This is a genomic window from Vibrio sp. T13N (assembly GCF_032970445.1).
Lineage (GTDB): Bacteria > Pseudomonadota > Gammaproteobacteria > Enterobacterales > Vibrionaceae > Vibrio > Vibrio diabolicus.
Window position 1 is genome coordinate 76,756 of the sequence record NZ_JAWJYE010000012.1, and the last position, 25,673, is coordinate 102,428.

The following is a 25,673-nucleotide window of genomic DNA, read 5'->3' on the forward strand; positions in this document are numbered from 1 at the left end:
ATTTATGGAAATGATTGAGCCAACTATGCTGTTGGTGTTGGCGCTTGTCGCTTTTGTCGCTGGATTTATTGATGCAGTTGCCGGTGGTGGTGGCATGCTAACCGTACCTGCTCTACTATCGTTGGGCTTGCCGCCCCATATTGCACTAGGCACCAATAAACTTGCGGCTACCTTTGCCTCTTCTACTGCGGCATTTACGTACTACAAGAAACGTTTATTCAAGCCTCAATGCTGGGGAAGAGCATTTGTAGCGACGCTTGTCGGAGCAACATTAGGTACCCTACTTGTGGACGCGATTAGCACGGATTGGCTAGAAAAAGGGTTACCCCTTGTTATTTTAGCGGCGGCGTTATATACCGTCTTCCATAAAACACCGCACTCTCCTCATCAAAGTCCAATTCCCGAGCCTTGCCCAAAACTTCATAGAAAACAGTACATGCAAGGATTATCCATAGGGTTCTATGACGGGCTCGCAGGGCCTGGAACTGGGGCTTTTTGGACGGTCAGTTCAATGGCTCTGTATCGGCTGAATATCTTGCTCGCCTCTGGCTTAGCAAAAGCAATGAACTTTACCAGCAACTTTACCTCTTTGATTACGTTTGCAGTCCTCGGTCATATCAACTGGGTGCTAGGCTTAACAATGGGGGTATGTTTAATGGCTGGCGCTTTTGTTGGCGCGCACTCCGCCATTCGGTTTGGTTCTAAATTCATTCGCCCTGTATTTGTTACTGTCGTCAGTATACTGGCCATAAAATTGGCTTATGACGCATGGTTTGTAGGTTTGTCATGAACATTTCTCAACTCCAGGAAAACCTAGAACAAATGGCGAAGCAAGCCGCTGTTCTTGACCGTCAAAGAGGCGAACACCATGTTCCGCTTTTTGATGAGCGCTTATTTGGTTGTCGCTCTCGCTTACTTACTCCTTGCGTAAAAGAAGCAAAAGCTACGCTGGATGCGATTGTGCGTGAGCAAAATGAAGGTAAGCTCACCGCTTTGCGTGCTGAGTACCTCACTGAACGGTTAGTAGCGCAAGTCGGTGCGATTCAACGCGAGATTTCTACCACTAAAATTCGTAAGAATGAAATCAAACATAGCAGCCATTTCCGCAAGCCTATCAACGTGCTTTATCAGGAGCTCGCTCAACACCAAGAGTGGGCAAGACGCTTGCGCGAGATGGTGTTAGAAAAAGAACGTGCTGTCGAAAGCGCTCCGAGTTTTATGCGTGCCGACGCTCAAAAAGTGTTACTAGCAACCGAGCAACGTTTAGCGCGTTGTGAAGCAGCACTTCTTAAGCTAGAGAACCAAATTACACATAGGGAAAAACATCAATAATGGCTGACCAACCAACCTCGCCTTTAGATGACGCACCTGAAGAGATCAAATTGGCTGTCGATTTAATCTATTTGCTTGAGAGCAATGAGATAGATCCAGAAGTTGCGCTTAACGCTTTGAAGATCGTGCAAAATGACTTAGAAAACAAATTAAAAGCAAAGTAGCTCAGAGCGTTTCACTCCTTTCACGAGACTCATTTTCAGTGCTCTTACACAATGATACTATTCATAAAAAAGTACGCCCCCAAAAGGATAAATAATGAAAGTAATCAGCTTTAACATCAATGGACTACGTGCGCGACTGCACCAACTCCAAGCGCTAATCGACAAACACCAACCTGATGTGATTGGTCTTCAGGAAATTAAAGTTCACGATGAAGCATTCCCGATTGAAGCTGTCGAAGCCATGGGCTACAAAGTGTATTTCCATGGTCAAAAAGCACATTACGGCGTAGCAATGCTTTGTAAGCAAGAGCCTCTACACGTACAAAAAGGGTTCCCGACGGATAACGAGGAACATCAAAAGCGAATGATCATGGCAACGTTTTTAAATGAAAACGGCGAGAAGGTCACTGTGCTAAACGGCTACTTCCCTCAAGGAGATAACATCAGCCACGAAACAAAATTCCCATACAAACGTCAGTTTTATAAAGATCTGATGACCTACCTAAACGATCATCACAATAGTGACGAGCAATTGATTGTTATGGGTGACATCAACATCAGCCCTATTGATGCAGATATCGGTATCGGCGAACCAAACCGTAAGCGTTGGCTAAAAACAGGTAAATGTTCATTCCAACCGGAAGAGCGCGAATGGCTGAAAACCTTGCTAGATTGGGGCTTTGAGGACACCTTCCGCAAGCTATATCCAGAAGTGAACGATCAATTCTCGTGGTTTGATTATCGCTCTCGCGGATTTGATGATAACCGAGGTCTACGAATTGATGTCATTTTGGCGACCCCTTCTCTCGCGCAAAAATGTATTGAGTCGGGTATCGATTATGAATTGCGCGGTATTGAAAAACCTTCAGACCACGCTCCAATTTGGTCGACGTTCAAGTAATACATAACTGAGCAATAAGCGGGACTCAACGCTAAGCTTAACCCATGAAAAAGGGAGACTCTGTCTCCCTTTTTCATGCAAGTTACTTTCTACTCAGCTAGTTCAGCGGCCAAACCGTTTGACCATCAACACTGACTGGCGTTTGAGCAAATTCGTTCAGACAGTAGCCGGTATTGCTGCTTGCAAAGTAAGTGAGCGGCATCGGCGGTAGATTCAGCGCCACAACCTGCTGTTTCGCTTTTTCTGTGAACGAGAAGCCCCACATATCTAAATAGCTCGTCATGTCTCGCTGAGAGATGTAGCTCAGAGCAATAAGCAACCAGTCGTTGTTTGAGATGCTATTTGCCTCTTCACGAGAGTAGTTGGCGAAACCAATACTCAATCGTCTCTCATTCCAAAGCGCATCATCCGATTTTAAGCGGTTAAACTCACGTTCAATCAGGTGTAATCGCGCCAATAAATGCCAACCATTTTGCAGTACACCTTCATGCTGCGTCGCCATCATCATTTGAATGTAAACGCGAGCTCCCCAACTCCAACCAGTTTGATTTTGCGCTGCCATGTAAGCGTTTGGATCCGCTTGAGTTCGGCTTGCTTGCAATAATTCAAACTGGCCTTTGAAATCCAAACTTTGGCAAGTTGAAACTTTCCCCGTATTCTGGAAGAAACGAGACTTACTGTAATACGAGTAGTAATTGGTCGTTGAATGCCCTTCCCAGCCTGCAAATCGGAATCGACCTTTTTCCAAGCCATGACCAAGCTCATGTAAATCACCGTGACCGAGTGGGCTGAATGACCAGTAAGCATCGTATGGGTTACCAGAACAGCCGTAACCACACGTCGCTTGGTCAGCGTTCATATGCTTCACCATATCAATATTGGCGATTTCCCAACCTTGATTTTTGGCATACTGGATAATTTCCGGAACCTCATCGATACCCGGCCCTTGGAAACCAGCCAAGACATGTGGGTAGTTATGAACATACTCTTCTGTCGCCAGCGCCATTTCAGCGGGTGTCGACCACATCTCATCGTTGACAGATTCAAGCATTTTGTCACGTTTAGAATGTACCTCAAATCCAGGCGTGATCAGTTCAGCCCAATCGAACAAATTCGCTTCAAGCTCCTGAATAAACGCATCGTTATCCTTTTCACTTCTCCATACAGGGTGTTGCGCTACATGGCTAAATGTTAGAGCTACTGGTACATCATTATTGTTAAAGTGAACCTGGATAGGCCCGCCATAAGGTGAAGTCAGCGTGATGGTTTCACCCGGCTTCACCTCATAGGCGAAAGAAGTCAGCATTTTTGGTCGCGTGTATCCATCTTTGCTGAATTCATGAGTTGCGCCACTCCTTAAACTGTTGATGACAATTTTAGTCGTCACTTCATTGCTGTCATTGCGCGTGACCGTAAAGGTCTCCCCAGGAAGCGCATACACACCAGCAGAGCGGAAGTTACGCTTTGATTCCATATTAATCGTTGCGCTGATTCTCTTTACTTCAGGGCTAAACTCACTACGGCTGAAGTTCCCCATATTTGGTTGTTTTGGGTTTACGCTTCGGCTGTTGTATTGCACGTAATCGGCAAAGTACGACTTTAGGAATTCGGTCGTTTGGGTTGACTGTTTGTCCATTGGGAAGACAACCGTTTGACGATAATGATCAGCCAGCAATACCATGAGTTTTTCGTATTGGTAGCCGTCTTGATTAAACAAATCTACTTTTTGTTCATCAAGCTTTTGCAACCGATGGCGAATACTGTTTGCCCCTGCATAAAATTGACTTTCCATATTCGCAGTGTCAGGACAAGATTTGTCATCACACTGTGACAAGTCAACATTGAAGTTTTGAGATTCAAAACGAGACAACAGCGCTTGTTGCGTAGCAACAGAGTCTGGCACGAAGTTCATGAGTGATGAAGGCGCCCAATCAACCAAGCCTAACTTACGCCAATAGTTATCTCCCACATAATCAACATGGAATTTTTCCAAAATGTCTCGGCCAAGTTCAGTTAGTCCTCCATCCCAATGCAGGTATAGAACAGGAATTTGGGCTTGCTCAGCGTATGCCAGAGCATCGAGTACTTGTTGGTTGGTGTCGCCAGATTGCAGATGCTGTGACAAGATCAATAAGTTTGGAGTATTGGTTTGCACGCAGCTAAGTAGCTTCGAACCATCGCATAGGTTGGCCTCGTTAAACGCCAACTCTTGTGAAACATTGTCTTTCAACCAATTCCGAGTCGCTTGCTCATCAGGGAAGTAATAAGACTGATCCATTTGCGCGATGACAACGTTTGAAGTAGCTCCGCCTGACAACCAAGTGACCAGGTTGCTTAGCCATTGAGTCATCGCTGCATTCGAAGACTCGGGAAAGCGTTGTGCCGTTCTAAATGGGTTACTACCTAATAGCGCATAACGTTGACCATTAGCTTTTTCTCCAGCAACGCCAATTGACAACGCCTGATCTTTATAACCGCTAGCCATGGCCTTGTTGGTCATCAAGATGGTGTCGTTGAACCCATACTGAGGTGCCAATATCGCTGCATCATGGGTTGGATCCCAATAAAGGCCAGAAAGGTTTTTCGCAATTGCAGATTTGATCGTATTCGACTGTTTCTTGTGCCCTTCCACAACTTGCCGGCTTTCTCGGATGAAATCGTTCGGGTCAGAAACGAGCAGTGCATTACCAGTTTCCAGAGCTTGTTGAACTGGAGCTGGCGTTGGTTTTACTTGAGCATTAGATTGTGACTCTCCCTCTCCCCCACCACATCCAGTGGCAACGGCGGCAAGGCCCAACGATAGAATTGTTTTTTTCATTTTTACTTACTAAACAATGGGTTTATCAAATATTAATGTAAGTACATGAATAAAAAGAAATAGTCTTTTGTATCGATAGGAAAAATAGGAATGAAGATAACAAAATCATCAAAAAGCAATGGTACCCATTCCGATACCATTGCTGACATTAATTATTAACTTAAAGGACGTAGGTATGCCAAGAAGCGCTTCTCTGCCACTTTAAAGCACCACAAGATCATAAATGTCAGTGCCATGTAGAACAGCCCCGCCGTAAGGAAAGATTCAAATGGCGCATAGTAACGTGAGTTAACTAAGCGCGCAGCGCCAGTTAGATCCATAATGGTAACGATACCCGCGACCGCACTACCGTGCAGCATGAAAATCACTTCGTTTGAATAAGCTGGTAATGCTCGACGCAGTGCACTAGGCAAGATAATACGTCTGTATGTCATAAACTTACTCATCCCATACGCTTTGGCAGCTTCTACTTCACCTTTGGGCAAGCCATTAATCGCACCACGAATAATTTCTGCAGTATAAGCCGACGTATTAAGAATAAAAGCGACTAAAGCACAGAACCAAGCGTTTTCCCACAAGGTATCTTTCACAGGAAAGAACTGATCCATACCGTAATAAATCAAATACAACTGGACCAACAACGGTGTTCCACGGAAAAAGTAAATGAATCCCCAAGAAGGTAAGCTAAAGGCATAATTCGTACTATTACGTGCCACGGCTAATGGAATCGAGACACACAAACCGATAACCAACGCTAATCCTACCAGCCAAACTGTCGTCCAAAGTCCCTGAAGATAAGTTGGGAAACTTTCAATAATCAAAGAAAAATCCATAACTTACCTCGCATGAATACTGAACTTACGCTCAACAAGCTTGAGTAGCCCGGTCGAAACGCTGGTAAAAAACAGAAAGATGAGCGCGACAGCCATGTAAAAGGTAAACGGCATTTTCGTCGTACCCGCCGCCAACGAGCTCATTCTCACCATGTCATCCAGGCCGATGATGGAAACTAACGCAGTGGTCTTGAGTAACACTAACCAGTTATTACCAAATCCAGGTAATGCATGACGAATCATCTGAGGCAGTAAGATTCTTCTAAACGATAAGGCTGAGCTCATACCATAAGCTTTCGCCGCTTCTAGTTCACCTTTGTCCACCGCCATGATCGCTCCGCGAAAAGTCTCCGCCATGTAGGCACCAAAGATAAAACCAATCGTGAGTACACCTGCAATAAATGGGCTGACATCAATATAGTCGGGTAAGTAAGACGTCCATTCATGGTTTGGATCACTCGAAGCAAACCACTCATTGAGCGTTTCGTTAATGGAGTACAGGCTATTGTTTAAAAGTATTTGTCCACCAAAGAAAATCAGCATCATCAGAACCAAATCAGGAATGCCGCGAATGACGGTGGTGTAAAGAGTGGCAATCGCCCTTGCCCATTTGTAAGGCGCTAACTTAGCTAATGCGCCAAGCATACCTAAGATCACGGCAAGAAGGAGTGAAAGCACTGCAACTTCTATCGTTACTAAAGCCCCTTTTAAAATCGAAGCTTCGTATCCTTGTAAATCTAGCATAGGTGAGTTCCTAATCCCTAAACTCAAAAAATCGACCGTTGACTACTTCTAGGAACAAGCCAACGGTCGCTTAATTACGGTTTATTCACCGTACACATCGTAGTTAAAGTATTTACCAGCAATTTCTTGATAAACACCTTTCTCACGTAGTGAAATTATCGCCGCGTCCAATTTCTTCGTTAGATCTTTATCTTGTTTACGCACGGCAATACCAAAACCTTCACCGAACCACTTAGGATCGGTCAATGACGGACCAACAAACTCGTACGCGTCGCCGCCCGCTTTATTAAGCACACCTTCTTCTAGAGCAGAGGCGTCGCCCAATACAGCGGCAACACGACCATTGGCTAAATCTAGGTAAGCCTCATCAAAAGAACCGTAACGAACAATTTCTACTTTATCGCCATAGTTATCTGTCAGATATTTGTCGTGTGTTGTTGCACGTTGAACAGCGATTTTCTTGCCATCTAGGTTGTCAAAATCCAGATTCGCACCCTTCTTGGCAATAAATTTGTTTGGAATCAGTGCGTATTTGCCAGTGAAATCGACTTTCTTCTTACGCTCTTCAGTAATAGACATCGCAGCGATGATTGCGTCGTACTTACGCGCTAATAGAGAAGGAATGATGCCATCCCAATCTTGCGCGACAATCTTACATTTCACTTGCATTTCCTCACAAAGCGCGTTGGCCATGTCTACGTCGAAGCCTTTAAGAGAACCATCCGTTTCTGTCCAGCTAAACGGAGGGTAAGCACCCTCAATGCCGAAGCGAACTGTTTTCCATTCTTTCGCTTGAGCGACACCAGATACTGCCGTTGCAGCGATCGTTGCTGCTAATAACCACTTTTTCATTTCCATACTCCTGTGATTGCTATTTTATTTCGTTTTGTTTGTTGTGCTGGCTTAGGAGGCAATAGTCTGCCGCCTAAAAATATTAGTAAATGGATGAGATAAACTGCTGTAATCGTTCTGAATCCGGGTTTGTAAATAGCTTAGCTGGATTTCCCTGTTCTTCCACTAAGCCTTGATGCAAGAACATCACATGGTTTGATACGTCTCGCGCAAACGCCATTTCGTGCGTGACCACCAGCATGGTTCGTCCTTCATCTGCCAAATCTCTCATTACCCCTAACACTTCCCCAACGAGTTCTGGGTCAAGCGCAGAGGTTGGCTCGTCAAACAACATCACTTCAGGGTCAACTGCTAGCGCACGGGCAATAGCGGCACGTTGCTGCTGACCGCCAGATAAGTGTCCAGGATAATAGTCTTTACGCTCATATAGGCCTACTTTCTTAAGCAAGACTTCTGCGTTTTCAATCGCTTGGGCTTTTGGTACGCCTAGAACATGAACAGGGGCTTCAATCACGTTTTCTAGTACTGTCAGGTGTGACCATAAGTTGAAACCTTGGAACACCATCGCTAGACGTGAGCGAATACGTTGCACTTGCTTTTCATTAGCAGGAACAGATTCCCCTGCTCGGTTGTTCTTCATTTGGATTAATTCACCATTCACCCAAATTTCGCCTGCGGTAGGCGTTTCTAGCAAGTTGATACATCTAAGAAAGGTACTCTTACCAGAACCGGAAGAGCCAATGATGGAGATGACATCTCCTTTGTGCGCGGCAAGAGAAATTCCCTTGAGAACTTCATTTTGTCCAAATGTTTTGTGCAGGTCTTTTATATCTAGCGCTGGTACATCATTCATGCGCTCTACTCCCTGTGTTTTTGTCACTGCAATTAAGGGACTCCGCCCTCTCTAATTCGGAACAAATTAGCACCACACCCTGAAACTTGCAACAAATTATTAACCTAAATAATTCGAATAGAAAGATACGATAGCCAAATTAATATGCAATATATAGCAACTTATTCTTCAAAAGCTGAATATTAAATATAAAAAAGCCCCTTTAGAAGGGGCTTAATAAATTTACAAAAGTGTTAATTGAAACTTATTTAGGGTCGTAATGAATTAATTAAAACGACTGACTACCAATGAGTTTGAAGTACGTAATGTCACTTCATTTTCTAGGCCTTCTTTTTCAGAAGTAATGATGCCATCCAAGTCTTCATCTAGCTCAGGCTCTGACGCTTCACCATTAGAAAAGAAGCTCATGAAAACTTTAGAGTCGATATTGCTATCGTCACTCAATACCAAAGCAGTGCGATTAAAATCGTCCGAAGCTGAAACTTTCAAACCGTTAACGGCTGATGTTGGGAAATTGTAGTAATGGAGCTCAGGAACAACAACAGAGTCACTGTCGCTCTTTGTGAAAATACGATGTGTGACTTTATAGTCGCCTGAAGCCGCAAAGTAAGCGACACGAGTAAAGCCTTCTGTAGACGATGTTAAACCCATGTCCAGATCAATCACCGAGTCTGCACTTCCTTGTGTTGATACACTTGGTTTTGTGTTTGGCAGGTTATCAATATTTAAGTAAGAGCTTGGATCAACGTCAATATCCCATCCATCAGAGACCGTTTCGTTAAGTAGAGAGTCCCAACCATTAACTTGATTCTCTGAGAACGCCATGTAGACCCAAGTTTCTTTATTCGTTGCACTAGGGCGATTATATTCAACGGCCGTTTTATCTAGCTTCAGCGCATCATACGCAAAGCCGTTAGTAATAAAACCAATGTGGAGAGTGTCGTAAGTATAATCAGAAGACGAATAAATGTTTGACGTATTATCCGCTCTGACTAAGGCGATCTCACCAGTCCCCCACGAACCAATACCATACTGGTAAAGCGCTTTGTCGCTTGAACCAGATTCATACTGGAACAACGCCGTAGGCTCACCTTTAAGCCCCATAAGCTCATCGGTAGGCAACATATCAGGGTTAGGTGACGTGAAAATATCGGTTTGCGAGACAAAGTTGTAGTCTCCACCACCTGATTCAGCATTTCGGTAATCTAGGTTAGTAAACTTATTGCTTGCTAAGTTACCGCCAGTAAAGCACTTGTTCAAAGAGTCTCGGTTAAGGGCAAACGTGGCATTACGTAGTTTCTTATCTTGTAAGAATTCTTTTGAAAACGTATTTACGCGAGCTTCTCTACCGTTAAATTCTATTGCTTGAAACGTTACAAAGCCGCCGTCAGGAATATCTTCAAGATAAAACTTAAAGTTATCAGTGGTTGGTTTGATGATGTCTCCGGCTCTTTTGCCATCTGCATCAGAGTAGTAACCGATAACATAGTTAGTCACTTGCTCTTTTGACGCTGCGCTATAGGTTAAAACCGTTTTATCACCGTTCAGCTCAGTTTTGTGGTCATACACCGTACAACCTTTCGCAGTAGCTTCACTTTCAGTCATTGTTGCTGGTATAGCAAAATCAAAAGTAAACGCTGTTTTCGGCGCAGCACCACCGCCGCCACCGCCACCGCCGCCACAACCGACCATTAACCCTGAGATGATTGCCACTAGTGGCAGTACTTTAAGCTGTTTCATGTCTTTTTCCTAAACTGAGCGGCAATGATTAGCCAAAAAATCGTCTTTGCCCTGTAGAAAGCAAGAATAAAGCCAGCTTTATATAATCATCATGAATATTGATATTTACCCTGCATCCCAGAACGATAAGAGCAACAAATTCTAATTTTATGCAACTTGTGTAATGAAATTACACAAGATTTCACCATCTCATTCGCATGCCAGAAACTTTCTGTAGTTTTATTTCACAACCATTCTTAAAGTGATCTAAATCAATCACCCTAAATGGCTATCTTGCTAGACTCCTGCCAAAAGATGAGGATTTTTTTGTGCCTCAACACAATAAGTTATTAGCTATGCTTAGGCACAATGTCGACGTGTAACAAATCTAATAATAGCTAGCATAAGCGTGCCGCAGGATGCGGATTAACACAATTGAATGAAGAATTCATAACTTTTAAATATATGAGGAATCTATGTCAGACGCAGTTAACAAAACGCACTCTGATTCAGATATCGAGACCAAGAGCTACCGTGAGCTTCATCGTCCAGCATCTGAGTTCGCAAGCCGTTCAGACTACCTAGACCACGAACTACAAATTATGAAGCCGCGTCGTTTCGGCTTAAACTTGCCAGGTCGTGACTTCCGTTTTGAACTTGAAGATCTTGTTCCAGCACTTGCCGGTACGATTGGTATTATCGCGATGTACTCTGCGGTAATGATGTCTTGGGCTGAAGGCCTAACTGCCGCATGGGACCATGTTAACCTGGGCAAAGATTTCGCCATCGAAGTTGCCCGTGTAGAGATGCTCATCCCTGCACTTCTTTTCTGTGTACTTGCTTCTGGCTTTATTAACCCTAAAGCCAACCTAGCAGGTAACCACGGCCCAATGATCCCTCTTATTGGTACGATCGCGCTAGCTGGTGCTCACCCTCTTGCATTGGCAATTCTTATTGGTGTGTTTGGTTTAATTCTGAGCCTGTTAAAAGGTGGTTCAAAACTGGTTAACCTCACCTCTGAAGGTACGGCTGGTGGCCTTCTCATCTTCTTGGGTTTAACCGGAACGATGAGCCAAATTAATTCCATTCAAGCTTGGGCTGTTGGTTTGCAATCAGACACAGTTGCCGCAGGTAGCATGGGTTACATCGGTCTAATCGTTCTTGCGGTTACCATTGGCCTGTACGCGTTTCTTGCTAAAGTGAACAAACGCTGGCTAGCAATCCCTGTTTGTGCCTTCACTGGCCTTGCAATCGCACTTGTTCTTGGCGCAGGCTTCGATATTAAATTCGTAACCGAGACGGGTCTTCCAAACCTAAACCCAATCTACTGGTGGGGCTCAACAGAAGAAGGTTGGATGCTTGGTCTTCCTAATATGGAACACTTCATCGCTTCTCTACCATTCGCAATTCTTGCGGTAGCAATGTGGTCTCCTGACTTCTTGGGTCACCGCATCTTCCAAGAAATGAACTACCCACGTAAGAGTGAAAAAGTACTGATGGACGTTGATGACACAATGACAATGTGTTCTGTGCGCCAAATGGTCGGTACTGCTGTCGGTGGTGGTAACATCACATCATCTTGGGGGACTTACATGATCCCTGCAGCAATCGCGAAGCGCCCTATTCCTGGCGGTGCAATCTTACTAGGTTCTCTATGTATTATTGTTGCAATCCTTGGTTTCCCTATGGATGTTGCTGTATGGCCACCTGTTATGCGCGTTGCTCTTCTCGTTGGTGTCTCTCTACCACTACTTGAAGCAGGCATGCAGATGGTGAAAGACTCAAAAGATTCACAAGCAGCAGGCATCTGTATCTTTGGTTCAGCAGTCGTTAACCCTGTTCTAGCTTGGGCACTAACTATGCTTTTAGATAACAACGGCTTAATTGGTGATAAAGAGCGCGCGTCTCGCTTGTCATTTGTAGACAAGATTGTGATCCCAGTAAGCGTACTTATTATCTGTTTAGTTGCTATGCTTGCAGTTGGTATGCTTGAAGGCCAATATGGCATCCAAGCTTGGCTGTAAAGCTGACAGTTCAGAAAATGTGTGGGTAGCGCTAGTCGCTACCCCATTTTTATCGAGATTTTTGAGGATTTATTGATTTAGTTTAAGGTTTGCAAAAAAATTTTAGTTTAACCTCTAACTGTTGCTTAAAAAGAGAAACGTTAAAACTAGTGACAACATTTATAGTTTTGTAACTCGAATATTTAAATTTAAGACTATAAATATTGTTATTCATAAGAGTGTACTGTTCCCCTCTTTAACTTGGGGATAGCTGGCTCAACGGCGAAGCAGTACGTATTTTTTTCTACTAAAAAGGTAGGTATGTCATGGCAGAGCAATTTGCTAAAGCTTGGGAAGGTTTTGCTGCAGGCGACTGGCAAAACGAAGTAAACGTTCGTGATTTCATTCAGAAGAACTACACTCCGTACGAAGGCGACGAATCTTTCCTAGTTTCTGAAGGTACTGAAGCGACTAACAAGCTTTGGGCTAAGGTAATGGAAGGCATCAAACAAGAGAACGCGACTCACGCTCCTGTTGATTTTGATACTTCAGTTATCTCTACCATCACTGCTCACGATGCAGGCTACATCGAAAAAGACCTAGAAACTATCGTAGGTCTTCAAACTGACGCTCCTCTAAAGCGTGCGATCATCCCTAACGGTGGTATCCGTATGGTTGAAGGTTCATGCAAAGCCTACAACCGCGAGCTTGACCCACAAGTTAAGAAAATCTACACAGAATACCGTAAAACTCACAACCAAGGCGTTTTCGACATCTATACTCCACAAATCATGGCGTGTCGTAAGTCTGGCGTATTGACTGGTCTTCCTGATGCATACGGTCGTGGTCGTATCATCGGTGACTACCGTCGTGTTGCTCTATACGGTATTGATTTCCTAATGAAGGATAAATTCGCACAGTTCTCTTCTCTACAAGAGCGTTTCGAGAACGGCGAAGACCTACAAATGACAATGCAGCTTCGTGAAGAGATCGCAGAGCAACACCGTGCTCTAGGTCAAATCAAAGAAATGGCTGCAAAATACGGTTGTGACATTTCTCGTCCTGCTGAAACTGCACAAGAAGCTATCCAGTGGACTTACTTCGGTTACCTAGCTGCTGTTAAATCTCAAAACGGCGCGGCAATGTCTCTAGGCCGTACTTCTACGTTCCTAGACATCTTCATCGAACGCGATATCGCTGCTGGCCGCATCACAGAAGAACAAGCTCAGGAAATGATCGACCACTTCGTAATGAAACTACGTATGGTTCGTTTCCTACGTACTCCTGAGTACGATGATCTATTCTCTGGCGACCCTATCTGGGCAACTGAGTCTATGGGTGGTATGGGTCTTGACGGTCGTACGCTAGTTACTCGTACAAACTTCCGTTTCCTAAACTCACTATACACAATGGGTCCTTCTCCAGAGCCAAACATCACTGTTCTTTGGTCTGAGCAACTACCTGAAGGCTTCAAGAAGTTCTGTGCGAAAGTGTCTATCGATACTTCTTCAATCCAGTACGAAAACGACGACCTAATGCGTCCAGACATGAACTCTGACGACTACGCAATCGCATGTTGTGTATCTCCAATGGTTGTTGGTAAGCAAATGCAGTTCTTTGGTGCTCGTGCTAACCTTGCGAAAACTATGCTTTACACCATCAACGGTGGTGTGGATGAGAAGCTAAAAATCCAAGTTGGTCCACAAATGCCGAAGATCGAAGGCGATGTACTGAACTACGATGAGTTGTGGGAGAAAATGGACCACTTCATGGATTGGCTAGCGAAGCAGTACGTGACTGCACTAAACGCTATCCACTTCATGCACGACAAGTACAGCTACGAAGCGGCACTAATGGCTCTACATGACCGTGACGTTAAACGTACTATGGCTTGTGGTATTGCTGGTCTATCTGTTGCGGCTGACTCTCTGTCTGCAATCAAATACGCAAAAGTTAAGCCAATCCGTGACGAAGACGGTCTAGCAATCGACTTCGAAATCGAAGGTGATTACCCTAAATTTGGTAACAACGACCCACGCGTTGATGATATCGCATGTGAACTTGTTTCTGTATTTATGGGCAAAATCCGTAAGCTTAAGACTTACCGTGATGCAATCCCTACTCAGTCAATTCTTACTATCACTTCAAACGTGGTTTACGGTAAGAAAACTGGTAACACACCTGACGGTCGTCGTGCTGGTGCTCCATTTGCTCCAGGTGCTAACCCAATGCACGGTCGCGATGAGAAAGGTGCCGTAGCATCACTAACTTCAGTTGCAAAACTGCCGTTTGCTGACGCACAAGATGGCATCTCTTACACATTCTCTATCGTACCTAATGCACTAGGTAAAGACGAGGGTTCACAACGCGCTAACCTTGCTGGTCTGATGGATGGTTACTTCCACCACGAAGCGGGTATCGAAGGTGGTCAACACCTAAACGTGAACGTTCTTAACCGCGAAACTCTAGAAGACGCCGTTAAGCACCCAGAGAAATACCCTCAGCTAACAATCCGTGTATCTGGTTACGCTGTTCGCTTTAACTCTCTAACTGCAGAGCAACAAGCTGACGTAATCGCACGTACATTCACAGAGTCTCTATAAGACTTTAATGAAATAACGTTTTAGTGATACAACAAAGGCTGATGCTTMKAAGCATCAGCCTTTTTTTTATTTCTTGAATGAAAGTTGTGATATTACGAAAGATTTTGCCCACATTCTTACGTATGATGCGAAAAAAGTTAGTAAATAAAGTATATGAAACTCAGTAAATTAATTGTTCTTACTCTTCTTTCTCCAGTTGCGATGGCATCCACTAAGTCTACGGTCTCTTTTACACTCGACAATGATGGTATTTTCGGCGTCGACCAAGACTACACAAATGGTATTTTTCTTTCCTACGCAACAGGCCAACTGAAACAAGAAAGCCAATGGAAATGGCTGAGTCTGGCTGACTCAGAACACGCCAATATCGATAAAATAGAGTTGGTTCTTGGCCACAAAATGTGGACTCCGAGCGACATTGAAGCGGATTATCCACTGGTCAATGATCGCCCATATGCGGGTTATCTACATACTGAGATCAACTATCTTTCTTTGACTGATGATAAGGCCGTCCGCTACAACTTCACCATCGGTGCAACAGGTGAAAGTTCGCTTTCAGAAAAAGCGCAAGAAATCGTTCACGGCATAACAGGCTCGACTGACCCACAAGGTTGGGATTACCAGATCGACGATAAAGTGGCGTTTAGCCTTGGCTACCGCGTATTTAATAAATTGATGCGCAGCGAAGAACAAAAAACGCAATGGGAAATCACCAACATTAACGACATCAATGCAGGTAACTTCCGTAGTGATGTCTCTCAAGGCGTCATGTTTCGTTGGGGTACAAACCTAGCAAGCAGCATCGGAGCCGCCAATATTAGTGTTGAGAGTCCGTTCTCAGCGAGTATGCTCGCACAGGATACTTCAAGCTGGTTCTTATTTACGGGGTTTGAAGGTCGTTACCGTTTCAATGACATGACCATCGAAGGTGATCGCCCTGGTATTCCTGAGCCATCCGCGCCATACGACGTCACACTGCAAAATTGGCAAGCAAGCGCCGTAGCGGGTGCAACTTGGTATAACCAAAATTACGGTGCAAGCCTAACCTTTACGATAAAAACGCCAGATTATGAAGAATCCCAAACTGATGTTTATGGGACAGGCTCCTTCTCTGTGTTCGCCTTTTTCTAAAAGCTGACTTATCCCTGTATCCGTACCAATCTAAATACAAGGCAAGTTCTCTCGTTTGGTATTAACCAACCCTGTGATCAAGCATTTATTTAGATTGGTCTATCTATTTTCTTTCTTCACATAACCTTGCCTTTAGTACCGACAAAGCTGTTTTAACCCTGCTTTTTGTAATAAAATAACAGCTAGAATTTACTAGTAATGAGAGCAAAAGATGTCAACAACTGGTCGTATTCACTCATTTGAGTCATGTGGTACCGTAGACGGACCTGGTATTCGTTTTATCGTCTTCTTGCAAGGTTGTTTGATGCGCTGTAAGTATTGCCACAATCGCGATACATGGGATACGCATGATGGCAAAGAAGTTACGGTTGAAGAGATCATTTCCGAAGCGAAAAGTTACCGCCACTTCATGAATGCATCAGGTGGTGGCGTTACTTGTTCTGGCGGCGAAGCGATGCTTCAGCCTGAATTTGTACGGGACTTTTTCCGCGCGGCTAAGGCAGAAGGTATTCATACGTGTCTAGATACGAACGGTTATGTTCGTAAACACACTGATGTTATCGATGAAGTACTGGATGCAACAGACTTAGTAATGCTTGATATCAAGCACATGAAAGATGAAGTGCACCAAGATCTCATCGGCGTATCGAACCGACGTACATTGGACTTTGCTCGTTACTTGCAAAAAATCGGAAAGAAAACTTGGATTCGCTATGTAGTCGTGCCTGGTTACACAGATGACCCAGAAGCAGCACACATGCTTGGTGAGTTTATTAAAGATATGGATAACATCGAAAAGGTCGAGTTACTTCCTTATCACAAATTGGGTGCCCATAAATGGGAAGCATTGGGCTTAGAATACCCACTCGAAGGGGTAAACCCTCCACCGAAAGAAACCATGGACGAGATTCAATCCATTCTTGCGCAGTACAACGATAACGTAAAATACTAAGTGAACAGCAAGACTAACCTCTTTAAAATACCAGCAATATGCTGGTATTTTTTTAACTATACCTAAGTACCTTCAATGAATCTCTATGAAGTGATTTAGGTATAAAAAGAACAATAGAAATGATTGCGTCATGATCGCATAGGAAGGTAGTAACATGGATTGGTTTAACTTGGGCTCGCTGGTTGTCATACTTTGGATAGTAATCGCCTACTGTTTACCAGATTGGAAAAAAGTCGTTTGGCCCAAGCTTGAAAAGGAAAAAGCATTTCAGCACCTCGTTTTTGCAACACTCTTTTTTTTCAGCATCCTATGGGCAACTCAAGCAGGCGTAAAAGAAGGACTACAGATTCATTTTCTCGCGCTAACAACGCTGACGATGATGTATGGTTGGCGTATGGCCTTTCTAATCAGTATCCCCGCAATGCTGGTCAACCACCTGCTACATGATGTGTCGTTGTTGCAGTTACCCACGTCTTTAGTATTGTCTGCCCTGCTTCCTATCTTCATTAGTTACCTCGTCTTTCTTTTGAGTTATCACTACTTGCCAAGAAACATTTTTGTGTTCATCTTCGTTGCAGGTTTTTTCAACGGCGCGATAACAGGAAGCCTGCATCTGCTGATTAACTCCTTTTACCATTTATCGGTTGGTCATTACGATTGGGAAACCATTCAACATAACTACTTTATTTTTGTACCGTTGCTTGCCTTCCCTGAGGGCCTATTAAATGGTATGTCACTGGCGGTTTTAACCGTATTCAAGCCAGAGTGGCTAAGAGTATTTTCAGACCGAGACTACATATACAATCATTACCATAAATAAGTGTTTTTAAACTGGTCAAAAGTGACAGTTCTTGCCATTTTTTAGTATTAAATATGTGTTGAGATCATGTTTCACTCATGTCTTAAGCGTTAACCTAAGCACATTAAAAATGTATTAGATATCTAGTGAGGTCATCATGGAAATGTCAAACGCTCAACGTTTGATTCTATCAAACCAATACAACCTTATGTCTCAACTTGATCCAAGTAATGCGGCCAAATACAAACGCTTACAAACGATCGTTGAACGTGGCTATGAGCTACAAATGCGTGAATTGAATAAAGATTTCGGCTGTCTGTCAGAAGCGGAGTGTCGTGAGATCATCGACGTTATGGAGATGTATCACGCGATGCAAGAATCTTACAACATGCTCGATACCGAAGATCGTAACAAAGTGGATCAGCGCCGCTTGCAGTTCCTTGGGTTTGATATTGCTTCAGAGGCCCAACAAGTCCATTACGTACGCTTCCTTACTGATTCTGAAGGTCTGTACCCTCAATTTGATAAAGCAGACCATCACTTTAACAGCCAAATGCCAATGCTGGATAAATACCGTCGTATGCTACAAACTTGGCGCAACTGCCCTCGTCAGTACCATTTATGCGAAAACGAGCTTGCACAAATCTTCAGCGCTTAAAATATTCGTCTACGAAAAGGAAAGCACTCGCTTTCCTTTTTTATTTGCCCTGTCACAACCTTACCGCTGCTTTTTCACCTTCTTACGCTTCCCTTGTGCGATGTAGAGCAATGAATCACTGAGACTCTTCTGTCTTTGCCAAATATCTGATTTCTATTGCACCTATTCACGACATAAATTCATCTTCAGTGAAAGAGTGATTCAAATGTCACTTTTGCAATAAATTCATAATTGTTAAGCAAAATTGCAAATCCCCGACTAGGCTTAAGTAGAGAAAGGCTGTGATTGAAAGATTCATACCCACCGCTCACCGTTGTAATGAAAAAACTGTCCATAAAGCAAAGTCTTTGGTGTCGCCAATCTTACATTCTGTACGAACCAAATGTGATAACAGGACGTATATTCAAACAACAAGGAGCATAACAATAGGTGGGAAAGCCTGAATCAACGTTCGTCGGTAGACTGACTATTAAAGGGGAAAGCGACATGAGTATTTTCGACCACTATCAATCAAGATATGAAGCTGCAAAAGATGAAGAGATGTCGTTACAGGAGTTTCTAGCCCTGTGTAAGGATGACAAAAGCGCTTATGCTAATGCAGCAGAACGCCTACTGATGGCGATCGGTGAACCAGAGATAATTGATACGGCAAAAGACCCGAGATTGAGCCGCATCTTCTCGAATCGTGTTATCTCTCGTTATGAAACCTTTAAAGATTTTTATGGTATGGAAGATGCCATAGAGCAAATTGTGTCTTACCTAAAACACGCGGCGCAAGGTTTAGAGGAACGTAAGCAGATCCTTTACCTACTCGGTCCTGTCGGCGGTGGTAAGTCCTCACTTGCTGAAAAACTTAAGGCTTTGATGGAACAGATGCCTATCTATGTTCTTACTGCTAATGGCGAACGTAGCCCAGTGAATGACCATCCATTCTGTCTATTCAAAGCCACGGAAGACGGCGATATTTTGAAAAAAGAATATGGCATCGAGCAACGTTATCTTCGCTCGATTATGTCGCCATGGGCCGCTAAACGCCTTCATGAATTTGGCGGCGATATCACTAAATTTAAGGTAGTGAAAGTTCGCCCTTCAATTCTCGATCAGATCGGTATTGCTAAAACAGAACCAGGGGATGAAAACAACCAAGATATTTCATCACTGGTTGGTAAAGTCGATATCCGTAAACTCGAACATTACTCGCAAGACGACCCAGATGCCTACAGCTACTCCGGTGCGCTGTGTAAAGCAAACCAAGGTTTAATGGAATTCGTTGAGATGTTCAAAGCGCCGATCAAAGTACTTCACCCACTATTGACGGCAACGCAAGAAGGTAACTTCAACGGTACTGAAGGTCTTTCTGCGATTCCATTCGACGGTATGATTCTGGCTCACTCGAACGAATCTGAGTGGCAGACTTTCCGTAACAACAAAAATAACGAAGCCTTCCTCGACCGTGTGTACATTGTAAAAGTACCTTACTGTCTCCGCGTATCCGAAGAAGTGAAAATTTACCAAAAACTGCTCGAAAACAGTGAGCTGTCTCAGGCTCCTTGTTCTCCAAGCACGCTAGAAACTTTAGCGCAATTCAGTATTCTTTCACGCCTGAAAGAGCCTGAAAACTCATCCATTTTCTCAAAAATGCGCGTCTACGATGGTGAAACACTCAAAGACACCGATCCAAAGGCAAAAAGCTATCAAGAGTATCGTGATTATGCGGGTGTCGATGAAGGCATGAATGGTCTCTCTACACGTTTCGCCTTTAAGATTTTGTCGCGCGTATTTAACTTCGACCAAACCGAGGTGGCAGCCAACCCTGTACACCTGTTCTATGTGATTGAACAACAGGTTGAACGTGAACAGTTCCCTGCTGAAACGGCAGAGAAATATCTCGAGTTCTTGAAAGGCTACCTAGTGCCTCGCTACGTTGAATTTATTGGTAAAGAGATTCAGACCGCTTATCTCGAGTCTTACTCTGAATACGGTCAGAACATCTTCGACCGCTATGTCACCTACGCAGACTTCTGGATTCAAGACCAAGAGTACCGAGATCCAGAAACTGGTCAGCTATTTGATCGATCTTCACTCAACGCTGAGCTAGAGAAGATCGAGAAAACCGCTGGTATTTCTAACCCGAAAGATTTCCGAAACGAAATCGTTAACTTTGTGCTTCGTGCGAAAGCGAATAACAATGGTCAAAACCCGGTTTGGACCAGCTACGAAAAACTGCGCACAGTAATCGAGAAGAAAATGTTCTCCAATACCGAAGAGCTACTTCCGGTTATCTCATTTAATGCGAAAACCTCTTCTGAAGATCAGAAGAAGCATGACGACTTTGTCGCTCGCATGATGGAAAAAGGCTATACCGAGAAACAGGTTCGCCTACTTTCTGAGTGGTACCTACGAGTACGTAAGTCATCCTAACCCAGTATTGAGTTAGGTCGCTTGTGAAACATGAAGAGGGCTATTTCATGGCGCAATTTATAGACCGAAGGCTCAATGGCAAGAACAAGAGCGCTGTTAATCGACAGCGCTTCTTGAAGCGCCACAAAGAGCAAATAAAAGAGTCGGTAGCAGACGCAGTGAATCGACGCTCGATTACGAATACGGAAACGGGCGAAGACGTCTCTATCCCTCACAAAGACATCAATGAGCCGATCTTTCATCAAGGCAAAGGTGGTGTTCGCGAACGAGTTCATCCCGGCAATGACCAGTTCATTACTGGTGATAAAATTGAGCGTCCCAAAGGTGGCGGTCAAGGTAGTGGCTCGGGAGAAGGCAATGCCAGTCCAGATGGAGAAGGCCAAGACGAATTTGTATTCCAAATATCAAAAGATGAGTACCTCGATATTTTGTTCGAAGATCTCGAGCTGCCTAATCTAGAAAAAAACCAAATTGCCAAAATTACTGAATGGAAAACGCACCGCGCAGGCTTTCAAACTGCTGGTATCCCTTCAAACATTGCGGTAGTACGTTCGCTGCAACAATCTCTTGCACGACGTACGGCAATGACCGCGGGTAAGAAACGTCTTCTCAAAGAGCTAGAAGATGAACTTGCTCGCATCAAAAACATTGAACCCGCTCAGCAGTTTGAAGAGAACCGCTTGAAGGCTGAAATTGAAGAGCTGCGTAAGAAAATTGAGGGGGTTCCATTTATTGACACCTTCGACTTACGCTTTAAAAACTATGAAAAACGCCCTGTACCTTCTAGTCAAGCTGTGATGTTTTGTTTGATGGACGTATCGGGCTCGATGGATCAAGCAACAAAAGACATCGCAAAACGTTTTTACGTTCTGTTATACCTGTTCTTAACTCGTACTTACGAGAATGTAGACGTTGTCTTCATTCGCCACCACACCCAAGCGAAAGAAGTGGACGAACACGAGTTCTTCTACTCGCAAGAGACCGGGGGCACTATTGTATCCAGCGCATTGAAACTGATGGACGAAATCGTAAAAGAGCGCTATCCAATTGGACAATGGAACATTTATGCTGCGCAAGCATCCGATGGCGATAACTGGGCAGATGACTCGCCAAGATGCCGCGATCTATTAGTGAACAAACTACTGCCAAACTGTCAGTACTACTCCTACATAGAAATTACGCGACGCTCGCACCAAACTCTATGGCATGAGTACGAAAAGCTTACCGATGAATTTCCGAACTTCGCAATGAAAAACATTCGCTCTGTGGAGGATATTTTCCCAGTCTTCCGTGAACTATTCCAAAAAGAAACGGCGTAAGGAGGCTAGCGATGAGTACCGCAACGAAAAACCTCTCAGGAGAGGCGCCTAAGAAGCGTAATAGTAAAATGCTGCCAGATGGACCGGATTGGACATTTGAGCTGTTGGAACGCTACCACAAAGAGATTAAGCGTGTCGCACAACACTATCGCCTAGACACTTACCCTAACCAGATAGAAGTGATTACTTCCGAGCAAATGATGGATGCCTACTCAAGTATTGGTATGCCCATCAATTACAACCACTGGTCGTTTGGTAAGAAGTTCATCCAAACGGAGCAGAACTATAAGCATGGTCAAATGGGGTTAGCCTACGAGATTGTCATTAACTCCAATCCGTGTATCGCTTATTTGATGGAAGAAAATACCGTGACAATGCAAGCGCTGGTGATTGCTCACGCTTGTTACGGGCACAACTCTTTCTTCAAAGGTAATTATCTGTTCCAAACCTGGACGGACGCTAGCTCCATCATCGATTATTTGCTGTTTGCCAAAAAGTATTTAGCTGAATGTGAGGAGCGATATGGAGTACAGGAAGTGGAAAAACTGCTCGACTCCTGCCACGCCTTAATGAACTTTGGTGTGGATCGTTACAAGCGACCAGAGAAAATCTCCATTACCGAAGAGAAAGCGCGACAAGAAGAACGCGAGGCATACTTACAGTCTCAAGTGAATGAATTGTGGCGCACAGTACCAAGAGCCAAAACCAAAGAGGAAGATCTTAAAGAGCGATTCCCAAGCGAGCCTCAGGAAAACTTGCTCTACTTTTTCGAAAAGCATGCCCCGCTACTAGAGCCGTGGCAACGTGAAATCGTGCGGATTGTACGCAAAATCAGTCAGTATTTTTATCCGCAAAAACAAACGCAGGTCATGAACGAAGGCTGGGCAACATTCTGGCATTACACCATTCTCAACCATCTTTACGATGAGGGTTTGGTATCCGAAAAGTTCATTCTAGAGTTCTTACATAGCCATACCAGTGTAGTAGCTCAACCGCCTTATAACAGTCCTTACTTTAATGGTATTAATCCATACGCCTTGGGCTTTGCTATGTTCCGAGATATTAAACGTATCTGTGAAGAACCCACTGATGAGGACAAGGAGTGGTTTCCGGACTTGGCAGGAACCGATTGGTTAGATGCAGTACATTTCGCGATGCATAATTTCAAAGATGAAAGCTTCATTAGCCAATACCTTTCTCCGAAATTAATGCGTGATTTCAAGCTGTTTGCGATCAACGATGATGACCACAAAAACTTTATTGAAGTCGCCGCGATACACGATGAGATGGGTTATAAACGCATTAGAGAAACCTTAGCCGCTCAGTACAACTTATCTAATCTTGAGCCAAACATTCAGGTATTTAATGTCGATGTTCGTGGGGACCGCTCACTCACGTTGCAATACGTACCTCATAACCGAATCCCGCTTGATGACAGTTATGAAGAAGTTCTTAAACACGTATACCGATTGTGGGGATTTGATGTCATTCTGCAAGAAGTAAAAGACACAGGTCACCGAGAAGTCTTAGCGACCTGCCCTAAACGAAACCAATATGACACAAACATCTAACTAATACTTGGATATAAGCAACAAAAAGGCTCCTAATTCAGGAGCCTTTCTCGTTCTTAATTCAATGTGACCTTTAGTTATGCTTGCTTCGCCACAATAGCGCGCACCGCCTCTAGATCTTCTGGCGTATCAACGCCGGCTGCTGGCGCTTCTTTCGCTACCGCTACATGAATTTTTTCACCGTACCAAAGCACTCGTAGTTGCTCAAGGCACTCGATCTGCTCCAATGCGCTCGGAGCCCAGTTTACATACGTATTAATGAAACCAGCTCGATAAGCATAAATACCAATATGACGCATTAATGGGTTGGCAATGATTTTGTCTTGTTTGGCAAAGTTATCGCGATCCCAAGGGATAGTTGCTCGGCTAAAGTACATCGCATAGCCTTGCTCATTAGCCACAACTTTAACTGCATTCGGATTGAACACTTCTTCTTCCGAGTCTATTTCTACGGCTAATGTCGCCATCGGAGCGTCACACCCCGATAAGTTATCAGCAACCTGACGAATGATAGACGGTGGAATCAAAGGCTCGTCCCCTTGCACATTAACAATAATGTGGTCTGCAGGAATAGCCATCTTTTCAACAACTTCAGCAAGGCGTTCAGTACCTGATTCGTGGTTAGGAGAGGTCATACAGACTTTACCACCAAACGACGAGACAGCATCAGCAACACGCTCGTCATCAGTTGCCACGATAACATCTTCCGCACCCGCTTGTAGCGCTTGCTCGTAAACCCACTGAACCATAGGCTTACCGCTAATATCCGCTAACGGTTTACCAGGCAAGCGGCTCGATGCGTAACGCGAAGGAATGACAACCGTAAAAGACATTAGCGTCCCTCATCCATACTCATAGTACGAGCCTCAGGCTCGAGCAGAACGGGAATACCCTCTTTGATTGGGTAAGCGAGGCGATCCAATTTGCAGATCAACTCTTGATTCTCTTTATCGTACGTCAGCTTACCTTTGCAAACAGGGCAAGCTACAATCTCAAGCAGACGGTGATCCATAAGCCGCTTTAACCTCTTTTATTCTCTTTAAAATTTGCTCTGCATCGTTTGGTTCAAACTGGGCAGATACAGGCAGATACCACCAATTATCTTGCGCATAATGGCTGCACTTGACGGCATCTTTCTCGGTCATAATCACATTGGCCCCTTGTTGAGCCAATGCTTCTAATTCTTGTTGGTCAAAGTCTTGATGGTCAGCAAAACCTTTTGTGACTTTAACATCTGCGTTCATCGAGTTTAGTGTATGAAAAAATCGTGGTGGATGCCCAATCCCTGCAAATGCCACTAGCTCTTTTAACTCAGAAACTTCCACAAGTTGCTTAGTCTTGAGATTAATGGCTTTAGATGGCGCTAAAGTCATTGCGATTTCGCCCGTATGTGCTTGACCGCCATTGGTGATGATAAAGTCGACTTCAGCAAGACGCTCGACCCCTTCACGCAGTGGGCCAAGCGGAATGAGGCTTTCATTCCCAAATCGGCGATTCCCATCCACAATCACTAACTCAATATCACGGCCTAACGCATAATGTTGTAACCCATCGTCCGTAATAATGATATCCACACCTGACTCAAGCAGTGCTTTCACTGCATTTGAACGCACCGGGTCTACCGCAACAGGCGCTCCTGTGCGTCGATGAATCAACTTAGGTTCATCACCACAATGTTTCGCAGGCGTATCTTCTTTTAGCACTAACGGATAGGCAGGAGCTTTTGCTCCATAGCCACGAGAAACGACCCCTGGCTTAAGTCCAAGCTGTTGCAGTTGCTCAACAAGCCAAACCACAACTGGTGTTTTGCCATTACCACCAGCCGTGATATTGCCGACAACAATAACAGGGATAGGCGCGTTGTAGGCTTGCTTACGGCCTGTTTGATATTGCTTTCGCTTAGACTTACTTATTGCTCCAAATAATACACTCAGTGGCCACAAAAGCGGCCACAAGAGGTATTTTATTGGATGGTTTTCAAACCAGATTTTTTCAACCAC

22 protein-coding genes are annotated in these 25,673 nt (G+C 44.1%); 13 read left to right on the top strand and 9 right to left on the bottom strand.

Annotated features, from left to right (window positions below):
* Positions 1 to 4 precede the first annotated feature (4 nt).
* The 4 genes from R2S67_RS18130 (at position 5) to xthA (ending at position 2,397) form a co-directional block, all read left to right on the top strand.
* On the top strand, positions 5 to 790 hold the full coding sequence (locus R2S67_RS18130; protein ID WP_005390688.1) for a sulfite exporter TauE/SafE family protein: 786 nt from the start codon (positions 5 to 7) through the stop codon (positions 788 to 790).
* A complete protein-coding gene (locus R2S67_RS18135; RefSeq protein WP_301661395.1) occupies positions 787 to 1,332 on the top strand; it encodes a primosomal replication protein in 546 nt (181 codons plus the stop codon). Before R2S67_RS18130 ends, R2S67_RS18135 begins: the two co-directional genes overlap by 4 nt.
* On the top strand, positions 1,332 to 1,496 hold the full coding sequence (gene rsmS / locus R2S67_RS18140) for a pleiotropic regulatory protein RsmS (protein ID WP_005378432.1): 165 nt from the start codon (positions 1,332 to 1,334) through the stop codon (positions 1,494 to 1,496). Before R2S67_RS18135 ends, rsmS begins: the two co-directional genes overlap by 1 nt.
* A gap of 94 nt (positions 1,497 to 1,590) precedes the next feature.
* Entirely contained in the window at positions 1,591 to 2,397 is an 807-nt protein-coding gene (gene xthA / locus R2S67_RS18145) for an exodeoxyribonuclease III (RefSeq protein WP_048626179.1), read from the top strand.
* A gap of 97 nt (positions 2,398 to 2,494) precedes the next feature.
* On the opposite strand, the gene R2S67_RS18150 is transcribed toward xthA, so the two are convergent.
* From R2S67_RS18150 to R2S67_RS18175, 6 genes are all read right to left on the bottom strand, one after another.
* Positions 2,495 to 5,215 (bottom strand): ImpA family metalloprotease, encoded by a 2,721-nt coding sequence (locus R2S67_RS18150; RefSeq protein WP_317346523.1) that lies wholly within the window; start codon positions 5,213 to 5,215, stop codon positions 2,495 to 2,497.
* Between the two features lie 155 nt (positions 5,216 to 5,370).
* Positions 5,371 to 6,048, bottom strand: coding sequence for an ABC transporter permease (locus tag R2S67_RS18155; protein WP_005390676.1), 678 nt, complete (start codon positions 6,046 to 6,048; stop codon positions 5,371 to 5,373).
* A gap of 3 nt (positions 6,049 to 6,051) precedes the next feature.
* Entirely contained in the window at positions 6,052 to 6,792 is a 741-nt protein-coding gene (locus R2S67_RS18160; protein WP_006742137.1) for an ABC transporter permease, read from the bottom strand.
* Between the two features lie 81 nt (positions 6,793 to 6,873).
* Positions 6,874 to 7,644, bottom strand: a complete 771-nt coding sequence (locus tag R2S67_RS18165) for an ABC transporter substrate-binding protein (RefSeq protein WP_012841998.1) — start codon at positions 7,642 to 7,644, stop codon at positions 6,874 to 6,876.
* 82 nt (positions 7,645 to 7,726) lie between these two features.
* On the bottom strand, positions 7,727 to 8,497 hold the full coding sequence (locus R2S67_RS18170) for an ABC transporter ATP-binding protein (protein ID WP_005378438.1): 771 nt from the start codon (positions 8,495 to 8,497) through the stop codon (positions 7,727 to 7,729).
* A gap of 264 nt (positions 8,498 to 8,761) precedes the next feature.
* Entirely contained in the window at positions 8,762 to 10,237 is a 1,476-nt protein-coding gene (locus R2S67_RS18175) for a hypothetical protein (protein ID WP_053807156.1), read from the bottom strand.
* A gap of 455 nt (positions 10,238 to 10,692) precedes the next feature.
* Between R2S67_RS18175 and R2S67_RS18180 the strand changes: the two genes are divergently transcribed.
* The 9 genes from R2S67_RS18180 to R2S67_RS18220 all read left to right on the top strand — a co-directional run bounded on the left by R2S67_RS18180 (position 10,693) and on the right by R2S67_RS18220 (position 23,673).
* Positions 10,693 to 12,240: a DUF3360 family protein gene (locus tag R2S67_RS18180; protein WP_005390668.1), complete on the top strand. Its 1,548-nt coding sequence runs from the start codon at positions 10,693 to 10,695 to the stop codon at positions 12,238 to 12,240.
* Between the two features lie 305 nt (positions 12,241 to 12,545).
* On the top strand, positions 12,546 to 14,822 hold the full coding sequence (pflB, locus tag R2S67_RS18185) for a formate C-acetyltransferase (protein ID WP_005390666.1): 2,277 nt from the start codon (positions 12,546 to 12,548) through the stop codon (positions 14,820 to 14,822).
* 153 nt (positions 14,823 to 14,975) lie between these two features.
* Positions 14,976 to 15,953 carry a lipid A deacylase LpxR family protein gene (locus R2S67_RS18190; RefSeq protein ID WP_167394145.1) on the top strand — a complete coding sequence of 326 codons (978 nt, stop codon included), beginning with the start codon at positions 14,976 to 14,978 and terminating at the stop codon, positions 15,951 to 15,953.
* Between the two features lie 211 nt (positions 15,954 to 16,164).
* Complete coding sequence (pflA, locus tag R2S67_RS18195; RefSeq protein WP_005390663.1) at positions 16,165 to 16,905, top strand: pyruvate formate lyase 1-activating protein; 741 nt, start codon at positions 16,165 to 16,167, stop codon at positions 16,903 to 16,905.
* 154 nt (positions 16,906 to 17,059) lie between these two features.
* Complete coding sequence (locus tag R2S67_RS18200) at positions 17,060 to 17,725, top strand: energy-coupling factor ABC transporter permease (RefSeq protein WP_256955062.1); 666 nt, start codon at positions 17,060 to 17,062, stop codon at positions 17,723 to 17,725.
* A 136-nt stretch (positions 17,726 to 17,861) separates the two neighbouring features.
* Complete coding sequence (locus tag R2S67_RS18205) at positions 17,862 to 18,362, top strand: YfbU family protein (protein WP_317346529.1); 501 nt, start codon at positions 17,862 to 17,864, stop codon at positions 18,360 to 18,362.
* 486 nt (positions 18,363 to 18,848) lie between these two features.
* The gene (locus R2S67_RS18210; protein ID WP_005390658.1) at positions 18,849 to 20,783 is read left to right on the top strand and encodes a PrkA family serine protein kinase; all 1,935 of its coding nucleotides are present in this window, start codon (positions 18,849 to 18,851) and stop codon (positions 20,781 to 20,783) included.
* Between the two features lie 47 nt (positions 20,784 to 20,830).
* Positions 20,831 to 22,102 carry a YeaH/YhbH family protein gene (locus tag R2S67_RS18215; RefSeq protein ID WP_005390656.1) on the top strand — a complete coding sequence of 424 codons (1,272 nt, stop codon included), beginning with the start codon at positions 20,831 to 20,833 and terminating at the stop codon, positions 22,100 to 22,102.
* Between the two features lie 11 nt (positions 22,103 to 22,113).
* Positions 22,114 to 23,673 (top strand): SpoVR family protein, encoded by a 1,560-nt coding sequence (locus tag R2S67_RS18220; protein ID WP_317346531.1) that lies wholly within the window; start codon positions 22,114 to 22,116, stop codon positions 23,671 to 23,673.
* Between the two features lie 77 nt (positions 23,674 to 23,750).
* Here R2S67_RS18220 and kdsB read toward each other — a convergent pair whose 3' ends face one another.
* Genes kdsB through lpxK form a run of 3 tightly spaced genes read right to left on the bottom strand, consistent with a single transcriptional unit; the run spans position 23,751 to position 25,673 of the window.
* Positions 23,751 to 24,506 (bottom strand): 3-deoxy-manno-octulosonate cytidylyltransferase, encoded by a 756-nt coding sequence (kdsB, locus tag R2S67_RS18225; RefSeq protein WP_301658968.1) that lies wholly within the window; start codon positions 24,504 to 24,506, stop codon positions 23,751 to 23,753.
* Positions 24,506 to 24,685 (bottom strand): Trm112 family protein, encoded by a 180-nt coding sequence (locus R2S67_RS18230; RefSeq protein ID WP_005390649.1) that lies wholly within the window; start codon positions 24,683 to 24,685, stop codon positions 24,506 to 24,508. Before R2S67_RS18230 ends, kdsB begins: the two co-directional genes overlap by 1 nt.
* Positions 24,666 to 25,673, bottom strand: coding sequence for a tetraacyldisaccharide 4'-kinase (gene lpxK / locus R2S67_RS18235; RefSeq protein ID WP_065645404.1), 1,008 nt, complete (start codon positions 25,671 to 25,673; stop codon positions 24,666 to 24,668). Before lpxK ends, R2S67_RS18230 begins: the two co-directional genes overlap by 20 nt.

Excerpts from the sequence above, each read along its gene's own strand:
- R2S67_RS18130 (WP_005390688.1), top strand. The coding sequence starts at position 5 with ATGGAAATGATTGAGCCAACTATGCTGTTGGTGTTGGCGCTTGTCGCT.
- R2S67_RS18135 (WP_301661395.1), top strand. The coding sequence starts at position 787 with ATGAACATTTCTCAACTCCAGGAAAACCTAGAACAAATGGCGAAGCAA.
- rsmS (WP_005378432.1), top strand. The coding sequence starts at position 1,332 with ATGGCTGACCAACCAACCTCGCCTTTAGATGACGCACCTGAAGAGATC.
- xthA (WP_048626179.1), top strand. The coding sequence starts at position 1,591 with ATGAAAGTAATCAGCTTTAACATCAATGGACTACGTGCGCGACTGCAC.
- R2S67_RS18150 (WP_317346523.1), bottom strand. The coding sequence starts at position 5,215 with ATGAAAAAAACAATTCTATCGTTGGGCCTTGCCGCCGTTGCCACTGGA.
- R2S67_RS18155 (WP_005390676.1), bottom strand. The coding sequence starts at position 6,048 with ATGGATTTTTCTTTGATTATTGAAAGTTTCCCAACTTATCTTCAGGGA.
- R2S67_RS18160 (WP_006742137.1), bottom strand. The coding sequence starts at position 6,792 with ATGCTAGATTTACAAGGATACGAAGCTTCGATTTTAAAAGGGGCTTTA.
- R2S67_RS18165 (WP_012841998.1), bottom strand. The coding sequence starts at position 7,644 with ATGAAAAAGTGGTTATTAGCAGCAACGATCGCTGCAACGGCAGTATCT.
- R2S67_RS18170 (WP_005378438.1), bottom strand. The coding sequence starts at position 8,497 with ATGAATGATGTACCAGCGCTAGATATAAAAGACCTGCACAAAACATTT.
- R2S67_RS18175 (WP_053807156.1), bottom strand. The coding sequence starts at position 10,237 with ATGAAACAGCTTAAAGTACTGCCACTAGTGGCAATCATCTCAGGGTTA.
- R2S67_RS18180 (WP_005390668.1), top strand. The coding sequence starts at position 10,693 with ATGTCAGACGCAGTTAACAAAACGCACTCTGATTCAGATATCGAGACC.
- pflB (WP_005390666.1), top strand. The coding sequence starts at position 12,546 with ATGGCAGAGCAATTTGCTAAAGCTTGGGAAGGTTTTGCTGCAGGCGAC.
- R2S67_RS18190 (WP_167394145.1), top strand. The coding sequence starts at position 14,976 with ATGAAACTCAGTAAATTAATTGTTCTTACTCTTCTTTCTCCAGTTGCG.
- pflA (WP_005390663.1), top strand. The coding sequence starts at position 16,165 with ATGTCAACAACTGGTCGTATTCACTCATTTGAGTCATGTGGTACCGTA.
- R2S67_RS18200 (WP_256955062.1), top strand. The coding sequence starts at position 17,060 with ATGGATTGGTTTAACTTGGGCTCGCTGGTTGTCATACTTTGGATAGTA.
- R2S67_RS18205 (WP_317346529.1), top strand. The coding sequence starts at position 17,862 with ATGGAAATGTCAAACGCTCAACGTTTGATTCTATCAAACCAATACAAC.
- R2S67_RS18210 (WP_005390658.1), top strand. The coding sequence starts at position 18,849 with ATGAGTATTTTCGACCACTATCAATCAAGATATGAAGCTGCAAAAGAT.
- R2S67_RS18215 (WP_005390656.1), top strand. The coding sequence starts at position 20,831 with ATGGCGCAATTTATAGACCGAAGGCTCAATGGCAAGAACAAGAGCGCT.
- R2S67_RS18220 (WP_317346531.1), top strand. The coding sequence starts at position 22,114 with ATGAGTACCGCAACGAAAAACCTCTCAGGAGAGGCGCCTAAGAAGCGT.
- kdsB (WP_301658968.1), bottom strand. The coding sequence starts at position 24,506 with ATGTCTTTTACGGTTGTCATTCCTTCGCGTTACGCATCGAGCCGCTTG.
- R2S67_RS18230 (WP_005390649.1), bottom strand. The coding sequence starts at position 24,685 with ATGGATCACCGTCTGCTTGAGATTGTAGCTTGCCCTGTTTGCAAAGGT.